Annotated in this window: 17 protein-coding genes; 11 read left to right on the top strand and 6 right to left on the bottom strand. The window is 63.2% G+C overall.

Annotated features, from left to right (window positions below; translation table 11 throughout):
- Positions 1–64: 64 nt before the first annotated feature.
- The gene (ruvX, locus tag IEV58_RS12695; RefSeq protein ID WP_188410076.1) at positions 65–544 is read right to left on the bottom strand and encodes a Holliday junction resolvase RuvX; all 480 of its coding nucleotides are present in this window, start codon (positions 542–544) and stop codon (positions 65–67) included.
- Positions 545–664: 120 nt separating this feature from the next.
- Between ruvX and IEV58_RS12690 the strand changes: the two genes are divergently transcribed.
- The 11 genes from IEV58_RS12690 (at position 665) to IEV58_RS12640 (ending at position 11,735) form a co-directional block, all read left to right on the top strand.
- The gene (locus tag IEV58_RS12690; RefSeq protein ID WP_188410075.1) at positions 665–1,366 is read left to right on the top strand and encodes a metal-dependent hydrolase; all 702 of its coding nucleotides are present in this window, start codon (positions 665–667) and stop codon (positions 1,364–1,366) included.
- A gap of 117 nt (positions 1,367–1,483) precedes the next feature.
- A complete protein-coding gene (gene gatC / locus IEV58_RS12685) occupies positions 1,484–1,771 on the top strand; it encodes an Asp-tRNA(Asn)/Glu-tRNA(Gln) amidotransferase subunit GatC (protein ID WP_188410074.1) in 288 nt (95 codons plus the stop codon).
- A 94-nt stretch (positions 1,772–1,865) separates the two neighbouring features.
- Entirely contained in the window at positions 1,866–3,362 is a 1,497-nt protein-coding gene (gene gatA / locus IEV58_RS12680; protein ID WP_188410073.1) for an Asp-tRNA(Asn)/Glu-tRNA(Gln) amidotransferase subunit GatA, read from the top strand.
- Complete coding sequence (locus tag IEV58_RS12675; RefSeq protein ID WP_188410072.1) at positions 3,359–3,661, top strand: chorismate mutase; 303 nt, start codon at positions 3,359–3,361, stop codon at positions 3,659–3,661. The genes gatA and IEV58_RS12675 overlap by 4 nt, the downstream gene beginning before the upstream one ends.
- Before the next feature lie 25 nt (positions 3,662–3,686).
- On the top strand, positions 3,687–5,168 hold the full coding sequence (gene gatB, locus IEV58_RS12670; RefSeq protein WP_188410071.1) for an Asp-tRNA(Asn)/Glu-tRNA(Gln) amidotransferase subunit GatB: 1,482 nt from the start codon (positions 3,687–3,689) through the stop codon (positions 5,166–5,168).
- A gap of 11 nt (positions 5,169–5,179) precedes the next feature.
- The gene (locus tag IEV58_RS12665; protein WP_188410070.1) at positions 5,180–7,231 is read left to right on the top strand and encodes a M3 family metallopeptidase; all 2,052 of its coding nucleotides are present in this window, start codon (positions 5,180–5,182) and stop codon (positions 7,229–7,231) included.
- An 82-nt stretch (positions 7,232–7,313) separates the two neighbouring features.
- Positions 7,314–7,877 (top strand): NnrU family protein, encoded by a 564-nt coding sequence (locus IEV58_RS12660; protein ID WP_188410069.1) that lies wholly within the window; start codon positions 7,314–7,316, stop codon positions 7,875–7,877.
- A gap of 21 nt (positions 7,878–7,898) precedes the next feature.
- On the top strand, positions 7,899–8,732 hold the full coding sequence (gene panB, locus IEV58_RS12655) for a 3-methyl-2-oxobutanoate hydroxymethyltransferase (RefSeq protein WP_188410068.1): 834 nt from the start codon (positions 7,899–7,901) through the stop codon (positions 8,730–8,732).
- 149 nt (positions 8,733–8,881) lie between these two features.
- Positions 8,882–9,544, top strand: coding sequence for a tetratricopeptide repeat protein (locus IEV58_RS12650; protein WP_188410067.1), 663 nt, complete (start codon positions 8,882–8,884; stop codon positions 9,542–9,544).
- A gap of 2 nt (positions 9,545–9,546) precedes the next feature.
- A complete protein-coding gene (gene der, locus IEV58_RS12645; RefSeq protein WP_188410066.1) occupies positions 9,547–10,911 on the top strand; it encodes a ribosome biogenesis GTPase Der in 1,365 nt (454 codons plus the stop codon).
- Positions 10,912–10,934: 23 nt separating this feature from the next.
- On the top strand, positions 10,935–11,735 hold the full coding sequence (locus IEV58_RS12640; RefSeq protein WP_188410065.1) for a TSUP family transporter: 801 nt from the start codon (positions 10,935–10,937) through the stop codon (positions 11,733–11,735).
- A 51-nt stretch (positions 11,736–11,786) separates the two neighbouring features.
- On the opposite strand, the gene IEV58_RS12635 is transcribed toward IEV58_RS12640, so the two are convergent.
- The 5 genes from IEV58_RS12635 to radA all read right to left on the bottom strand — a co-directional run bounded on the left by IEV58_RS12635 (position 11,787) and on the right by radA (position 16,444).
- Positions 11,787–11,954, bottom strand: a complete 168-nt coding sequence (locus IEV58_RS12635) for a CsbD family protein (protein ID WP_229729404.1) — start codon at positions 11,952–11,954, stop codon at positions 11,787–11,789.
- A gap of 100 nt (positions 11,955–12,054) precedes the next feature.
- Positions 12,055–12,801, bottom strand: a complete 747-nt coding sequence (locus IEV58_RS12630) for an SDR family NAD(P)-dependent oxidoreductase (RefSeq protein WP_188410063.1) — start codon at positions 12,799–12,801, stop codon at positions 12,055–12,057.
- 14 nt (positions 12,802–12,815) lie between these two features.
- Positions 12,816–14,303, bottom strand: coding sequence for an amidophosphoribosyltransferase (gene purF, locus IEV58_RS12625; protein WP_188410062.1), 1,488 nt, complete (start codon positions 14,301–14,303; stop codon positions 12,816–12,818).
- A 27-nt stretch (positions 14,304–14,330) separates the two neighbouring features.
- Positions 14,331–14,993: a CvpA family protein gene (locus IEV58_RS12620; RefSeq protein WP_268235581.1), complete on the bottom strand. Its 663-nt coding sequence runs from the start codon at positions 14,991–14,993 to the stop codon at positions 14,331–14,333.
- A gap of 62 nt (positions 14,994–15,055) precedes the next feature.
- The gene (gene radA, locus IEV58_RS12615) at positions 15,056–16,444 is read right to left on the bottom strand and encodes a DNA repair protein RadA (RefSeq protein ID WP_188410060.1); all 1,389 of its coding nucleotides are present in this window, start codon (positions 16,442–16,444) and stop codon (positions 15,056–15,058) included.
- Positions 16,445–16,495: the final 51 nt, after the last annotated feature.

Here is a 16,495-nt window from a genome sequence, read left to right as displayed (position 1 = left end):
TGAATGCGGCGTTCCCATAGCACAGCATCCGTCGGTGACGCATGAAATGCGGTGATGTCTTTGATCAGGACACGCGAAGATGGGCCAGGCGATCAAGCGCCCCTTGCAGCAGGAAGACCGCGGCATGTTGATCGATGACCTGCGCCCGTCGCGCCCGGCTGACGTCTTGATCGATCAGATAACGCTCCGCCGCCACCGTTGAGAGCCGCTCGTCCCAGAAGGCGATCGGCCGTTCCGTGCGTTGGGCGAGATTCCGGGCAAAGGCGCGCGTAGCCTGGGCGCGCGGCCCTTCGCTGCCGTCCATATTGACGGGCAGGCCAAGCACGAAACCGGCGATATGGCGTTCGCTCGCGATGGTGAGCAGGCGATCGGCATCGGCGGTGAATTTGCTGCGCCTGATGGTCTCGACGGCCGTCGCCATGCGCCGGTCGGGGTCCGAGGTTGCTACCCCGATGGTCTTGGTGCCGAGATCGAGGCCGAGCAGGCTGCCTCGCGGTGGCAGGTGCGGAAGAATGTCGGGCAGGGGGACGATCGGTGCGGCCATGGTCCCGGTTAGCATGCTGAGTGAGCAAGCGTCATCATCTTGTTGAATCGACTCCCGATGTTGACCCGAAGGCCATGGGGATTAGTTTAAGCGCGAAACCAACCACAACAGGGGAGCGAGATGCGTATCACTTGGTTCGGCCATTCGGCCTTTCGGCTCGAGATCGGCGACAAGATTGTTCTCATGGACCCGTTTTTGTCCTCCAACCCGAGCTTCAAGGGTGACGTCGCCGCCGTAACCGAGGGAACGACGCATATCCTTCTGACACACGGTCATGGAGATCATGTCGGCGATACCGTCGACATTGCGCAACGCACAGGAGCGAAGGTCGTCGCCGATGCGGATCTGTGCAACTGGCTGAAAGGGAAGGGGCTGACGAAGCTCGATCCCATGAACACCGGCGGCACCACCGATCAGGGCGGTTTTGCCGTCACAATGGTGCAGGCCTTCCACTCCTCGGGCACCGCGGAGGGCGGGGTGTCACAATATCTCGGTGATCCCCATGGTCTCATCGTCAGCGTGCCCGACGGTCACACCATCTACCACATGGGCGATACCGGTATCTTTGGCGACATGGAATTGATCAACGAGCTCTATGAGCCGACCATCGGCTTCGTGCCCATCGGCGATCGCTTCACCATGGGAGGCAAGATCGCGGCCTATGCCTGCCGGGAATTCTTCGATTTCGATATGGTCATACCCTGCCACTACGGCTCTTTTCCCATCATCGATCAGACGGCGGATGCCTTCCTCAATGGCATGGACGGGCTGGAGACAACCCGCGTGATCGTCGCCAAGCCGGGCGAGCCGATCGACGTATAGTTTCGCGTCATTTTCTAGGCCCCGTTCATAAATCGTTGCGGCCTCGCCCGCGCCGATGCTATCCGGCATGTGGCGCGGCCGCGAGGCCGCACGCACGATGTAAAGGGATGCTTGAAGATGGCAGTGGATGAGGCAACGGTGCGACGCGTGGCTCGGCTCGCGCGCATCGCCGTGAACCCTGACGAGATTCCGCACCTCAAGGAAGAGCTGAACGCCATCCTCTCCTTTGTCGAGGAATTGTCGGCGCTTGATGTCAGCGATGTCGAGCCGCTGACCAGCGTCATGCCCATGAAGATGAAAGCGCGCCAGGACGGCGTGACCGACGGCGGCGATGCCGAACGGGTGTTGATGAACGCGCCGATGCGTGAGGGCGATTTTTATATCGTGCCGAAGGTCGTCGAGTGATCCATGGCATCAGGCGCTCGGTGCTCCGGCCCGCGCCTTATTCGCCAGTCTTTGCCGGCCGGCAACTGCCGAGCCCAGCCAGAGTAAAATACGCATGACCAACAGCCTCAACGATCTCACCCTCGCAGATGCCCTTCGCGGCCTTGCCAAGAAGGAGTTCTCCGCCGTCGAACTCACCGAGGCGCATCTCGGAGCCATGGAGAAGGCGCGTGTCCTGAACGCCTATCTGGTGGAGACGCCGGAGAAGGCGCTGGAGATGGCGAAGACGTCGGATAGCCGGATTGCCAAGGGTGAAGCGGGCCCGCTGGAAGGTATTCCTCTCGGCGTCAAGGATATGTTCGCCACCGAGGGGGTGCGCACCACAGCGGGCTCCAAGATCCTGGATGACTTTCGGCCGCCTTACGAATCGACGGTGACCTCGCAGCTCTGGCGCGATGGAGCCGTGCTGCTCGGCAAGCTCAATAACGATGAATTCGCCATGGGGTCTTCCAACGAGACCTCGGCCTTCGGACCGGCGATCAACCCCTGGCGGGCCAGGGGCTCGTCTGAAAACCTCGTTCCCGGAGGATCGTCCGGCGGCTCCTCGGCGGCTGTGGCGGCACGGCTCTGCCTGGGCGCGACAGGCACCGACACGGGCGGCTCCATTCGTCAGCCGGCAGCCTTCACCGGCACCGTCGGCATCAAGCCGACCTACGGGCGCTGCTCGCGCTGGGGCATCGTGGCCTTCGCGTCTTCGCTGGATCAGGCCGGTCCCTTCGCCCGCACCGTGAAGGATACGGCGATCCTCCTGCGCTCCATGGCAGGCCATGATCCCAAGGACACCACCTCGGTGGATATGCCGGTGCCGGATTATGCGGCAGCTGTCGGCCGCTCCGTAAAGGGCCTCCGCATCGGCGTGCCGAAGGAATATCGGGTGGAAGGCATGCCGCCGGAGATCGAAAAGCTCTGGATGCAGGGCGCGGAATGGCTGAAGGCGGCTGGTGCCGAAGTGGTCGAGATCAGCCTGCCGCACACCAAATACGCCCTGCCGGCTTATTACATCGTCGCGCCGGCCGAGGCATCGTCCAACCTGGCGCGTTACGACGGCGTGCGCTACGGCATGCGCGTGCCCGGCCGCGATGTGATCGAGATGTATGAGAACACCCGGGCGGCGGGCTTCGGCCCGGAGGTGCGGCGCCGCATCATGATCGGCACCTACGTCCTCTCGGCAGGCTATTACGACGCCTACTATGTCAAGGCGCAGAAGGTGCGCACGCTGATCAAGCGCGACTTCGACGAGGCCTTCGCCGCCGGCATCGACGCGGTGCTGACGCCCACGACACCGTCGCCGGCCTTCGCCATCGGGTCCAAGGCCTCGGCCGATCCTGTGGAGATGTATCTCAACGACGTCTTCACCGTGACGGTGAACATGGCGGGCCTTCCGGGCATCGCCGTGCCTGCCGGTCACTCGGCGGAAGGCTTGCCGCTCGGCCTGCAGCTGATCGGCCGTCCCTTCGATGAGGAGACGCTCTTCTCCGTCGCTCATGCCGTTGAGGATGCCGCCGGGCTCATCGCCGGTGCGGCGCTCAAACCGGAGGTCTGGTGGTCATGACTAAGACCCTGCGCGATCCGAGAGATTGCGCTGACATGGGCGAGCTTCGTGCCGCCATCGACGTGATCGATGTCGAGATCATCGGCATGCTGGCGCGCCGCGTCGGCTATATCGATCGCGCGGTGGAATTGAAGCGCGACAATGGCTTGCCGGCGAACATTCCCGATCGGGTTGAAGATGTGGTCGAGAAGGTTCGCGCGGAAGCGAGCCGCATCGGCTATGACCCGGAACTCGCCGAGAAACTCTATCGCATCATGATTTCCTGGAGCATCGACCGCGAAGAGCGGCGGCTCGGATAACCACCTCTGACGTGAGCAACGCCTGATGAACATGCACAGCCGACCTGCCGACCCGAAAAAGCTCATCAAGGGCGCGACCGGCGACTGGGAAATCGTGATCGGCATGGAAATCCATGCGCAGGTCAGTTCCGAAGCCAAACTTTTCTCCGGCTCCTCCACCGTCTTCGGCAACGATCCCAACGCCAACGTCAGCCTGGTGGATGCCGCCATGCCCGGCATGCTGCCGGTGATCAACCTGGAATGCGTGCGCCAGGCCGTGCGGACGGGGCTTGGGCTCAAGGCTCAGATCAACCATCGTTCGGTGTTCGACCGGAAGAACTACTTTTATCCGGATCTTCCACAGGGTTATCAGATCAGCCAGTACAAGAGCCCGATCGTCGGCGAGGGCGAAGTCATCGTCGACATGCCTGATGGCTCTTCATTTACCGTGGGCATCGAACGCCTGCATCTGGAGCAGGATGCGGGCAAGTCGATCCACGATCAGGATCCGAAAAACTCCTTTGTCGACCTCAACCGCTCGGGGGTCGCGCTGATGGAGATCGTCTCCAAGCCGGACCTGCGTTCGGCGGATGAGGCGAAGGCTTACGTGACGAAGCTGCGCACCATCCTGCGCTATCTCGGCACCTGCGACGGCGACATGGAGAAGGGCAACCTGCGCGCCGACGTCAACGTCTCCATCCGCAAGCCCGGTGAGCCCTTCGGCACCCGCTGCGAGATCAAGAACGTCAATTCCATCCGCTTCATCGGGCAGGCGATCGAGACCGAGGCGCGGCGGCAGATGGAGATCCTGGAGGATGGTGGCACCATCGACCAGGAAACGCGGCTGTTCGACCCCAACAAGGGTGAGACCCGCTCCATGCGCTCCAAGGAAGAGGCGCACGATTATCGCTACTTTCCCGATCCGGACCTCTTGCCGCTGGAGTTCGACGACGCCTTCGTTGCCGATCTGGAGCAGCATCTGCCTGAACTGCCTGACATCAAGAAGGCGCGTTTCATCTCCGATTACGGCCTCAGCGCCTACGACGCGGGGATTTTGATCGCGGAAAAGGAATCGGCCGACTTCTTCGAGAAGGTCGCCAAGGGCCGTGACGCCAAGGCGTCTGCCAACTGGGTCGTCAACGACTTCTTCGCCCGTCTCAACAAGGATGGTCTGTCGATCGAATCCAGCCCCATCACCGCCGACCAGCTCGGCGGCATCGTGGATCTCATCACCGACGGCACCATTTCAGGCAAGATCGCCAAGGATCTCTTCGAGATCGTCTGGACCGAAGGCGGCGATCCCCGCGACCTGGTCGAAGCGCGCGGCATGAAGCAGGTGACCGACACCGGGGCCATCGAAAAGGCCGTGGACGATGTCATCGCTGCCAATCCCGACAAGGTGGAACAGGTCAAGGCCAAGCCCACCATGATCGGCTGGTTCGTCGGTCAGGTCATGAAATCGACCGGCGGCAAGGCCAATCCCCAGGCGGTCAATGACCTGCTGCGCGCCAAGCTCGGGGTTGAGTAGGATGCATCTGCATGGTTGAGCTGGCGCCTGTTGATGCAAACCCTCTCCTGGGAGACTGGGAGGGGCCTCTCGACCTTCCTCCCTTCGCAGCCATTCAGCCCGCCCATTTCCGGCCAGCGTTCGACCATGCTCTGGCGCAGCATCGCGCGGAGGTGGAAGCCATCATTGCCGATGCCGCGGAACCCACCTTCGCCAATACCATCGATGCACTGGAGCGCAGCGGCAAAGAGCTCGCCCGCATCAGCGCCGTCTTCTTCAATCTCTCCGGCGCTCATACCAACGAGGCCATCGAGGCGGTGGAGCGTGACATGGCGCCCGTCCTTTCGCGCCACTACAGCTGGATGTTCCTGAATGAGGCGCTCTACCGGCGTATCGCGGAACTGAACCGCATCAAGGATGGGCTTGGCCTGACAGCGGAGCAGGAGAGGGTGCTTTCCCGCTATCTCACTGTTTTCAAGCGCGCCGGCGGTAGCCTGCCGCAAGAGGCAAAGGACCGCCTGGCCGCCATTTCCGAGCGCCTCGCCGCCCTGGGTACCCAGTTCGCTCAGAACGTCCTTGCCGACGAAAAAAACTACATGCTGGTGCTGGAGGGCGAAGAAGATCTTGCCGGCCTGCCCGACTTCCTCCGCGACGCGGCACGAGCGGTGGCGGAAGAACGGGGCCTCGCCGGCAGGCATGTCATCACCCTGGCGCGTTCCAGCATCGAGAGTTTCCTGCAGTTCTCAAGCCGCCGCGATCTCAGGGAGAAAGCCTTCAAGGCCTGGATCGCCCGTGGACACGAGGGAGATACCGACAATCGCGCCATCATCGCGGAAACCATCGCGCTGCGTGACGAGAAGGCTCGCCTGCTCGGCTACAAAAATTTCGCGCAGTTCCGGCTCGACGACACCATGGCCGGCACGCCGGAAGCAGCTCTTCGACTGCTTCAGGACGTCTGGAAGTCCGCCCGCGAAATGGCCCTGAGCGAACAGCAGGCCCTGCAGGCAATGGCGCAGGAAGAGGGCAGCAACGAGCCGATCGCTGCCTGGGACTGGCGCTACTTCACTGAAAAGCGGCGCACGCGTGAGTTCGATCTCGATGAGAGCACGATCAAGCCGTTCTTCCAGCTCGAGAAAATGATCGAGGCGGCCTTCTATACCGCGAACCGGCTCTTCGGTCTGACGTTCGCGTCTCGCGAGGATCTGTCGGTCTACCACCCCGATGTGCGGGTCTGGGAGGTGAGGGATGCCGAGGGGCGGCACCGGGGTCTGTTCCTCGGCGATTATTTCGCCCGACCCTCCAAGCGCAGCGGCGCCTGGATGAGCTCCTACCGCACCCAGGAAAGGCTGGACGGCCCGGTTCATCCCATCATCGTCAACGTGATGAACTTCTCCAAGGGCAAGCCGGCGCTCCTGAGCTTCGATGACGCGCATACGCTGTTTCACGAGTTCGGCCATGCGCTGCACGGGCTCTTGTCCGACGTGACCTATCCCATGATCTCAGGCACGGCCGTCAGCCGCGATTTCGTGGAGTTCCCGTCGCAGCTCTACGAGCATTGGCTGGAGCAGCCGGAGATCCTGTCGCGCTTTGCCGTCCATCATGGGACGGGCGAGCCTATGCCGGCGGACCTGCTGAAGCGCCTCCTGGCAGGCCGCACCTTCAACCAGGGTTTCGCGACCGTTGAATATACGGCCTGCGCGCTGGTGGACCTCGATCTCCACATGGCGGAAAGGCCTGAAGCGATCGACATCGATGCCTTCGAGCGCGCCACACTCGCTCGGATCGGAATGCCGGAGGCCATCGTCCTGCGGCACCGGCCCACCCATTTCACCCATGTCTTCTCCGGTGACGGCTATTCCTCGGCCTACTACAGCTATCTGTGGTCCGAGGTGCTCGATGCCGATGGCTTCCGTGCTTTCAAGGAAGCGGGGGACATCTTCGATCCCGCGACAGCGGACCGGCTCCTGCGTTTCGTCTATGCCGCCGGCAACAGCCGTGAGCCGGCTGAAGCCTACAGCCGCTTCCGCGGGCGCGCGCCCGATCCTGCGGCACTGCTGGTGAAGCGCGGTCTGGCAGCGGCATAAAGGCCTTTCCGAAGACCGGCAAGCGACAACAACGGATGAAGGCGATAGCCTCACCTGGATTGGAATCATTCCAGGTGATCTTATGCTGCTGCTTGTCGCTGGCCTCGCATTGTTCTTCACACCTCATGTCCTGACCATCCTGCGCAGACCGCGCGCAGAGGCCATCGGTGCGCTCGGGGAGGGCGCCTACAAAGGCGTCTATTCCCTCGTCACGCTGGCGGGGCTCGTGCTCATCATCATCGGGTTTGGCCAAGCGCCCTATATCGAGCTGTGGCCCTCGCCGGTCTGGGCGCGGCATCTCGCGCTGCCGCTCGTCTGGATCGCCTTCGTTCTGGTGGCCGCGGCCTATGTGCCGACCGGCAAGATCAAGGAGAAGGCCAAGCATCCCATGCTCGCGGGCGTGAAGCTGTGGGCCTTGACCCATCTGATCGTCAACGGCGACCTCGCCTCGCTGCTGCTCTTTGGCTCATTCCTGGTCTACGGCGTAATCGACCGCATCGCGGTGAAAAGGAGGGGAGCGCCGCTGCCCGGACCGGGCCGTCCGGCCAACGATGTTCTGGCTATCGTCATCGGAACCATCGCGTTTCTGCTCTTCGGCCTTTATATACACCCTAACTACATCGGGGTGCCGGTCTTCCCCGGCTGACCCAGCCTTCGGGAGGTTGATATGTCCGCTCAGAAGCCCATCCGCCGCGTGACCGCCGCCGACATTCGCGCCCGCAAGGGCGGCGACCCCATCGTTTCCCTGACGGCCTATCATCACCACACCGCTGCCATCGCGGATGAAATCGTTGATTTCCTGCTGGTGGGCGACAGCCTCGGCATGGTCATGCACGGGCTTGAGACCACCATTCCGGTGACACTGGAGATGATGATCCTTCAGGGCCAGGCCGTCATGCGCGGCTCATCGCGCGCTCTCGTTATTGTCGACATGCCCTTCGGCTCCTATGAGGCGAGCCCGCAGGAGGCATTCCGCAGCGCCGCGCGCATCCTCAAGGAAACCGGAGCGGGCGCCGTCAAGCTGGAAGGCGGGCGCCGCATGGCGGACACCATCCGCTTCCTTGTCGAGCGCGGTGTTCCGGTCATGGCTCATGTGGGCCTTACGCCGCAGTCGGTGCTCGCGCTCGGGGGCTTCAAGTCGCAGGGGCGGGATATCAACGAATGGGCCGCCATCGAAGCCGACGCCAAGGCGGTGGCGGATGCGGGCGCCTTCGCGGTGGTGCTGGAAGCGCTGGCCGAACCGCTGGCGGCGAAGATCACCAAACAGATCGAAGTGCCCACGATCGGCATCGGCGCATCCGCCGCCTGTGACGGCCAGATCCTGGTAATGGAGGATATGTTAGGGCTTTCCGATCGGACACCCAAATTCGTGAAGCGCTATGGCGCACTTCGTGACCATATCCGCTCGGCCTTGTCGAGCTATGCAGCGGACGTCAGAGCTCGATCCTTCCCCGGCCAGGAACACATCTACGAACTGAAGACGCCAAAGGCTGCGGAATAGCGCGGGGAAGAACATCCCGCGTTTGCGTCGGCTCGCGTCTCTCTGTATGGTCCGCCGCGATTTGACGGCGCCTTCCGAGATGCCCTAGAGGCCGGTTCGCCGCCGGAGGATCCGCACCATGCATATGCTCCCGCGTTCGGAAGGCGCTGATGTCCGATATTTTCGATGAGGTCGCCGACGATCTCAGGCGCGAGCGCGCCGCCCAAGCCTGGAAGAAGTTCGCTCCCTATGTGATCGCCGTCGCGGTGCTCATCGTCGTTGGAGTGGGCGGCTACCGGACCTGGGAATGGTATGAGGCAAAGCAGTCTGCCGAAAGCGGCGATCGCTTCGCCGCCGCGCTCGCTCTTGCCGAGGACGGCAAGGCCGCCGAGGCGCTTGCCGCCTTTCAGGCCATGGGCGCCGATGCGCCGCAGGGCTATGCCACGCTTGCGCGCTTCCGGGCGGCCTCCGAACAGGCGGCGCAGGATGCAGGACAGGGCATCGCCGCTTTCACCGCGCTTGCCAACGACACCGGCCTCTCGAAGACATTGCGTGATCTTGCCACGCTGCGGGCCGGCCTGCTCGAGCTTGACCAGGGAAACATCGAAGCGGTGCGGCAGCGCCTGGAGCCGCTGGCGGAGCCGGGCAATCCTTGGCGGCATCAGGCGCGCGAGGCCTTGGTTTTCTCTGCCATGAGCGCCGAGGACGATGCTGCGGCCAAGCGCTGGCTTGATCTTGCCGAGGAAGATACCGAACTGCCACCGGGCGTGCGCTCACGGTTGCAGATCGCCTCAGGGCTTCTCGCGGGTCGCTCATCCACCGCGGCGGACTGATCATGCCGGCGACCATTGCGATCGTCGGACGTCCCAATGTGGGCAAGTCGACGCTGTTCAATCGACTTGTCGGCAAGCGCCTCGCTCTGGTGGATGACCGGCCTGGCGTGACGCGTGACCGCCGAGAGGGCGAGGCCCGCCTGGGAGACCTGTCCTTCACCATCGTGGACACCGCGGGCCTCGAAGACGGCGCCAAGGGATCGCTGACCGAGCGCATGCGGCAACAGACCGAAACAGCGATCGCCCAGGCCGATGCCGTCCTGTTCGTGACCGATGCTCGCGTGGGTGTGACGCCGGACGATGAGCGGTTCGCCGATCTCGTGCGCCGATCCGGCAAACCCGTGATCCTGCTCGCCAACAAGGCTGAAAGTCGCGAGGCCATCGCCGGTTCCTACGACGCTTTTCGCTTGGGGCTCGGAGATCCCCTGCCGTTTTCCGCCGAACACGGTGAAGGGCTCGCGGACCTGCACACTTTGCTCGCGCCGATCGTCGATGCGGCGGCGGAGAATGATGCTGAGCCCGATGAGGAACTCGTCGGGGACGAGCGTCCCCCCGGCCCCTTGCGTGTCGCCATCGTTGGGCGCCCAAACGCGGGAAAATCGACACTTATCAATTATCTCCTAGGCGAGGATCGGCTGCTGACGGGCCCGGAAGCCGGCATCACCCGTGATTCCATTTCCGTGGAATGGGAATGGCGGGGCCGGCCGATCAAGCTCTTCGACACCGCGGGCATGCGCCGCAAGGCGCGCATCCACGAGGCGTTGGAAAAGCTGTCGGTTTCCGACGGCATCCGCGCGGTGAAGTTCGCCGAGATCGTTGTCCTGCTGTTTGACGCCACCATCGCCTTCGAGAAGCAGGATCTCCACATCGCCGATCTTTGCGCGCGCGAGGGCAGGGCGGTGGTTTTCGCCCTCTCCAAATGGGACCTGGTGGAAGATCGTGCCGGAGCCATCTCCAGGCACAGAGAGATGGCCGACCGTCTGCTGCCGCAGATCAAGGGCGCGCCTCTGATCGCCGTTTCGGGGATGACCGGCGAAGGCGTCGACCGGCTGATGGACGCGATTTTCGCCGCCGAGAAGAACTGGAACAAACGAGTGTCAACCGCGGCGCTCAACCGGTGGTTCCGGAATGTGATGGAAGCCCATCCACCTCCGGCCGTGTCCGGACGGCGCATCAAGCTGCGCTATGTCACGCAGGCAAAAACCCGTCCCCCGCATTTCATTCTCTTCGGGACGCGTACGGACGCGCTGCCGGATTCCTATGTCCGTTATCTCGTCAACAGTCTGCGCGAGACCTTCGACATGCCCGGGACTCCCATTCGCATGACCTTGCGCGAACCGGAAAATCCTTACGATCGCGGCAGATAGCTGCCTCCTCGAGTGCTCCCCCCATGATATCAAGCGCGATCGATCTGGAGATTCTGGCGCTGCTCTTCTGCGTGGCCGTAGTCGCGGCCTGTTTCGACGCCATTGCCGGCGGCGGCGGGCTCATGACCGTGCCTTCTCTTATGCTAGCGGGCCTCGATCCCGCGGCGGCCATTGCCACAAACAAGCTGTTGGGAGCGGCCGGTACCTGCTCCTCGACCTATGCCTTCGCGCGCCGCGGCCTGATCGATTGGCGGCAGGCCCTCTTCATCGCGCCCGTTGCCGCGCTGGCGGCCATAGCGGGAGCGCTTTGCGTCAGTCGCATCTCGCCCGATGTCCTGGCCGCAATTATTCCGCTGCTGTTGATCGGCATCGCGATCTACTTCGCCACTGCGCCGCGCATGACCAATGAGGATGCCGTTCAACGAATCCCGAAGACCGTCTTCATCGGCCTCTTCGTTCCTGTCGTCGCCTTCTATGACGGCCTGTTCGGCCCGGGCGCCGGTTCCTTCTATATGATCGGTTTCGTCGCCTTGCTCGGCTACGGCGTGCTGCGGGCGACGGCCCACACCAAGCTCGCAAACGCCGTGAGCAACCTCGGCGGCCTCGCTCTGTTTGCCTCTTCGGGCCTGATCGTCTGGCAGGTTGGTCTGCTGATGGCCCTGGGTTCGTTGATCGGCGCGCAGCTTGGCTCGCTGCTGGCGGTCCGCTTCGGCGCCCGGATCATCCGCCCACTCCTTGTCGTGATCGCCTGTCTCATGGCGCTGAGGCTTTTGGCCGACCCACAGAACCCCCTGCGCCAGGCTGTCTCGGGACTGTGGATGTAGCGCCAAGAAAAAAGCCGGCCCGAGGCCGGCTTTTCCAGAACGCGCCGCCAATCAGAGATTGGTCGCGTCCTTGATGGCGTCTTTGGCGCGGCCCATGGCCTTCTGGCTTTCGCCCTTGACCTCCTGGGCCTTGCCTTGGGCGCGAAGCCTGTCGTTTCCGACAGCCTTGCCAACGCCCTGCTTGGCATTGCCCATCGCGTCGTTAGCGGCGCCTTTCATTTTGTCTGATGCGCTTCCCATCCTTCAAATCCTCTCTCTTTGGCCATCCGAGACAGCCTTGCAGAGACAACGATTTTCGAAATCGATGGTTCCGATTGCGTCAGGCGGGAGGCTGGAAATCCAGAACTCGCTGCCGCGGCGCATCGTACAGCCGTCCCGTCTCGTTGAACTGCGGATCCAGCAGGCGAACGATGCCCGGGGCGATATCCGCGGGATTGGGCAACGTGGCGGGATCCTCGCCCGGCATCGCCTGAGCGCGCATCTTGGTGCGGGTCGCACCGGGGTTCACGAGATTGGCGCGTATCGCGCTGTTGCGGGTTTCGGCGGCATAGGACCGGACGAGCGCCTCCAGAGCGGCCTTGGAGGCCGCATAGAGCCCCCAATAGGCCTTGCAGCTGGATGATGCACCGGAAGAGACAAACACCGCCCGAGCGGCGTCGGAACGCTTGAAGAGCGGGTCCAGGGAGCGGATGAGACGCCAGTTCGCCGTGACGTTGACCGCGAAGACATCGTCGAAGCTTTTGGGTTCGATGTGGCCAAGCGGCGAGATCGGTCCGAGCAGCCCGGCGTTGCCCACGAGCGCATCGAGCCGGCCCCAGCGCTCGAAGATTGCCGCACCAAGGCGGTCTATGCCGGCATAGTCCTTCAAATCGAGCGGAACGAGGGTGGTGGATCCGCCCAGCTTCCTGATGTCGTCATCCAGGGTTTCCAGGCCGCCAACGGTGCGTGCAACGGCGATCACATGGGCACCGGCGCGGGCGGCTTCGAGCGCAACGGCATAGCCGATCCCGCGTGAGGCGCCCGTGACGAGGGCCACGCGGCCGTCAAGAAACCGTTGCTCTGCCATGATCTGCTCGGACCTCAGCCGGCTTCCGCCAGCAGCGAACGTTTTTTCACGTTCTTTCCTTCGGCATCCAGATCCGCGAGCGGCGTCGGATAATCGCCGGTGAAGCAGTGGTCGGTGAACTGCGGCTGGCTGGCATTGCGGCTGTCATAACCCATGGCGCGATAGGTGCCATCCACCGACAGGAAGGCGAGGCTGTCCGCGCCGATGTATTGGCGCATGCCTTCCAGGTCCATCTGTGCCGCCAGAAGCTTTTCACGCTCGGGCGTGTCGATGCCGTAATAGTCGGAATGGGTGATCGGCGGGCTGGCAAGGCGGAAGTGAACTTCCTTGGCGCCGGCGTCGCGCATCATGCGCACGATCTTCACCGAGGTGGTGCCGCGCACCAGACTGTCGTCGATCAGGACGATACGCTTGCCTTCCACCTGGGCGCGATTGGCCGAGTGCTTCAGGCGAACGCCCAGCTCCCGGATGCGCTGGGTTGGCTGAATGAACGTGCGGCCCACATAGTGATTGCGGATGATGCCGAGTTCGAAGGGAATGCCGCTTTCCTGGGAGAAGCCAATGGCGGCCGGAACACCGGAATCGGGCACGGGAACGATGACGTCGGCCTCAACACCGGATTCGCGCGCAAGCTCGATGCCCATGTTCTTGCGAACTTCATAGACGCTCTTGCCCTGCACCACGGAGTCAGGCCGGGCAAAATAGATGAATTCGAAGATGCAGGGACGCATCTGCTGCTGCGGGAAGGGCTTCAGCGATTCGATGCCATCCTCGGAGATGATGACGACTTCGCCGTTCTCGATGTCGCGAATGTACTTGGCGCCCATGATGTCGAGCGCGACCGTCTCCGAGCAGAGGATGTAGTGGCCATCGAGCTCACCCAGCACAAGCGGGCGGATGCCGAGAGGGTCGCGGGCGCCGATCAGCTTCTTGGTTGAGAGGGCAACGAGAGCATAGGCGCCTTCGATCTGGCGCACGGCGTCAACGAAACGATCGACAAAGCGATTACGGCGTGAACGGGCGACGAGATGAAGGATTACTTCTGTGTCGGTGGTTGACTGGCAGATGGCGCCTTCCTGGATGAGCTGGCGGCGCAGCACCTGGGCATTGGTCAGATTGCCGTTGTGGCCAACCGCGAAGCCGCCGCTTTCCAGTTCGGCGAAAAGCGGCTGCACGTTCCGCAGGATGGTTTCGCCCGTGGTGGAGTAGCGATTGTGTCCGATGGCTGCCTTGCCGGGCAGGCGCTCGATCACGCGGCTGTCCGAGAAGTGGTCGCCCACAAGGCCCAGCCGCTTCTCGGCATGGAAGCGGCCGCCGTCGTAGGTGACGATACCGGCGGCTTCCTGCCCGCGATGCTGCAGGGCATGAAGCCCCAGAGCTGTCAGCGCGGCGGCATCGGGATGACCGAAAATGCCGAAAACGCCGCATTCTTCATGAAGACGATCGGCTTCAAGCTCACGCCACAGATCATGTGCGGCGTTGGCTGCGTTGTCCTGCGTCACGTTATCTCTCCTTCGCGGAGGCGCCGATCAGTTGCTGGCGCCGCCTGGCGTCAATAGACGCTGCAAATCCGAATTAGAGCCCGACGTTTCCTGTTCCGGCTGCTGCGTGGCACCGGAAGGTCCCTGAGTTTCACCGTCTGGCACCACGGTAGGCTGCTCGCCTTCACCGGTGCTGCGCTTGATCGTTGTGAAGATGGTCTCTTCAAGGTCTTCCGGCAACAGGGCGAGCATCGATTCGCCCGTATTTTCCAGAAGCATGCGTGATTGTGCCTGTTGCGCCCACACCGGTTGCGAGCGTTCAGGCACGAGCCAGCCGAAGAAGAGGAATGCGATCACCGCAAGGATGAAGCCGCGGCCCGCGCCATAGAGGAAGCCGAGGCTGCGGTCGAGCGGTCCGATCCGGCTATCGAGCACGAGGTCGGATATGCGGATCGTCACCAGCGATACAACAATCAGCGTGCCGATGAAGATGACAGCGCCGGTAATGACATCGGCGATGATGAGCGGCTCGACGGTGATCTGCTCGCGCATCCACGGCTGCAGCATCGGAAAGAAATAGAGCGTTGCGGCAGCCGCCGCGATCCAGGACACCACCGAGAGAACCTCCCGGGTGAATCCGCGAACCATGGCAAGCAGGGCGGAGAGAAGCATCACCGCGATAACGATGACATCGAGAAGAGTGATCGGCATGAGCAGGATCGCGTTCTGGAGCTGGCAGAATGGCGGCCTTATAGCCGCCTTGGCCGGTCTCGTCACGCGCCTTTGCGTTGCAGGCGTGTTGCCATGGCCGAGATGCGGGCGACCAACGCATCCAGACTGCTCAGTTCTGAGACCTTCATGCCGCTGGAGATATCACCGACCGGCGGCACGATGGCCTGGGTGAAGCCAAGGCGGTTCGCCTCTTTTAGACGAGCTCCGGCATGTGATACCTGGCGGATGGCGCCGGAGAGGCTGACCTCGCCGAACAGCACGGTGTCAGCCGGCAAGATCACGCCGGTCAGCGAGGAAATCAGTGCGCTGGCGACCGCAAGATCGGCGGCCGGCTCCGCGATCTTCAGGCCGCCGGCGACATTGAGATAGACGTCGTGCCCGCCGAGCCGCAATCCGCCATGGGCATCGAGCACGGCCAGAACCATGGCCAGCCGATTCTGATCCCAGCCCACGACGGCGCGACGGGGCGTGCCCAGAGCCGAGGGCGCGACAAGAGCCTGGATCTCCACAAGGATCGGCCGCGTGCCTTCCATTCCGGCAAAGACGGCCATGCCAGGCGCCGCCGTGTCCCGTGAGGAAAGGAAGAGGGCGGACGGATTGGTGACTTCTTCAAGCCCGCGCTCTCCCATGGAGAAGACGCCGATCTCGTCGGTCGGGCCGAAACGATTCTTTTGGGCACGCAGGATGCGGAAGGCGTGCCCCGCCTCGCCCTCAAAGGACATCACCGCATCCACCATATGCTCAACCACCCTGGGCCCGGCGATCTGGCCGTCCTTGGTGACGTGGCCGACGAGGATCACGCAGGCGCCCGTCGTCTTGGCATAGCGAATCAGCGCCTGCGAGGCGGCGCGAACCTGTGTGACGGTGCCGGGTGCCGATTCGACTGCATTGGTCCACATGGTCTGGATCGAGTCGATGATGACGAGGCGAGCTGGCTCGCCAGCATCGAGCGTCGCGAGAATATCTTCAACGGAGGTTTCCGCGCCGAGAGCGACCGGCGCGTCGGCAAGGCCAAGCCGCTCGGCCCGAAGGCGCACCTGGGCGGCCGCCTCTTCACCCGAGATATAGACGGTGCGATGGCCGGCCCGCGCGAGAGCGGCAGAGGCCTGGATCAGCAGGGTCGACTTGCCGATGCCGGGATCGCCGCCGATGAGCAGGACGGAGCCGCGCACGAAGCCGCCGCCGGTGACCCGATCGAACTCGCCGATGCCGGAAAGGAGACGCGGCGGCTCAGCCGTGGACCCGGCAAGGCTCTCCAAGGCGACCACGCGCCCTTTGCCGAGGCGTCGCCCCGGCGCTCCGGCGACCGGCGGAGCGGCGGCTTCCTCAACGATGGTGTTCCATTCGTCGCAGGCTTCGCACTTGCCGTTCCAACGGGAGGAAACCGCGCCGCAATTCTGGCAGATGAAGGAGGTTTTGGGACGGGCCACGGGCGAGAATCACTAACGGTGGAGGGGTGCCCGAAGGATAAGATCAAAACG

This window comes from Agaricicola taiwanensis (genome assembly GCF_014635245.1).
GTDB lineage: Bacteria > Pseudomonadota > Alphaproteobacteria > Rhizobiales > Methylopilaceae > Agaricicola > Agaricicola taiwanensis.
This window is presented reverse-complemented; position numbering and strand designations above follow the sequence as displayed.

Bases quoted from the DNA above. Each gene is read 5' to 3' on its own strand.
- ruvX (WP_188410076.1), bottom strand. From the start codon at position 544: ATGGCCGCACCGATCGTCCCCCTGCCCGACATTCTTCCGCACCTGCCA.
- IEV58_RS12690 (WP_188410075.1), top strand. From the start codon at position 665: ATGCGTATCACTTGGTTCGGCCATTCGGCCTTTCGGCTCGAGATCGGC.
- gatC (WP_188410074.1), top strand. From the start codon at position 1,484: ATGGCAGTGGATGAGGCAACGGTGCGACGCGTGGCTCGGCTCGCGCGC.
- gatA (WP_188410073.1), top strand. From the start codon at position 1,866: ATGACCAACAGCCTCAACGATCTCACCCTCGCAGATGCCCTTCGCGGC.
- IEV58_RS12675 (WP_188410072.1), top strand. From the start codon at position 3,359: ATGACTAAGACCCTGCGCGATCCGAGAGATTGCGCTGACATGGGCGAG.
- gatB (WP_188410071.1), top strand. From the start codon at position 3,687: ATGAACATGCACAGCCGACCTGCCGACCCGAAAAAGCTCATCAAGGGC.
- IEV58_RS12665 (WP_188410070.1), top strand. From the start codon at position 5,180: ATGGTTGAGCTGGCGCCTGTTGATGCAAACCCTCTCCTGGGAGACTGG.
- IEV58_RS12660 (WP_188410069.1), top strand. From the start codon at position 7,314: ATGCTGCTGCTTGTCGCTGGCCTCGCATTGTTCTTCACACCTCATGTC.
- panB (WP_188410068.1), top strand. From the start codon at position 7,899: ATGTCCGCTCAGAAGCCCATCCGCCGCGTGACCGCCGCCGACATTCGC.
- IEV58_RS12650 (WP_188410067.1), top strand. From the start codon at position 8,882: ATGTCCGATATTTTCGATGAGGTCGCCGACGATCTCAGGCGCGAGCGC.
- der (WP_188410066.1), top strand. From the start codon at position 9,547: ATGCCGGCGACCATTGCGATCGTCGGACGTCCCAATGTGGGCAAGTCG.
- IEV58_RS12640 (WP_188410065.1), top strand. From the start codon at position 10,935: ATGATATCAAGCGCGATCGATCTGGAGATTCTGGCGCTGCTCTTCTGC.
- IEV58_RS12635 (WP_229729404.1), bottom strand. From the start codon at position 11,954: ATGAAAGGCGCCGCTAACGACGCGATGGGCAATGCCAAGCAGGGCGTT.
- IEV58_RS12630 (WP_188410063.1), bottom strand. From the start codon at position 12,801: ATGGCAGAGCAACGGTTTCTTGACGGCCGCGTGGCCCTCGTCACGGGC.
- IEV58_RS12620 (WP_268235581.1), bottom strand. From the start codon at position 14,993: ATGCCGATCACTCTTCTCGATGTCATCGTTATCGCGGTGATGCTTCTC.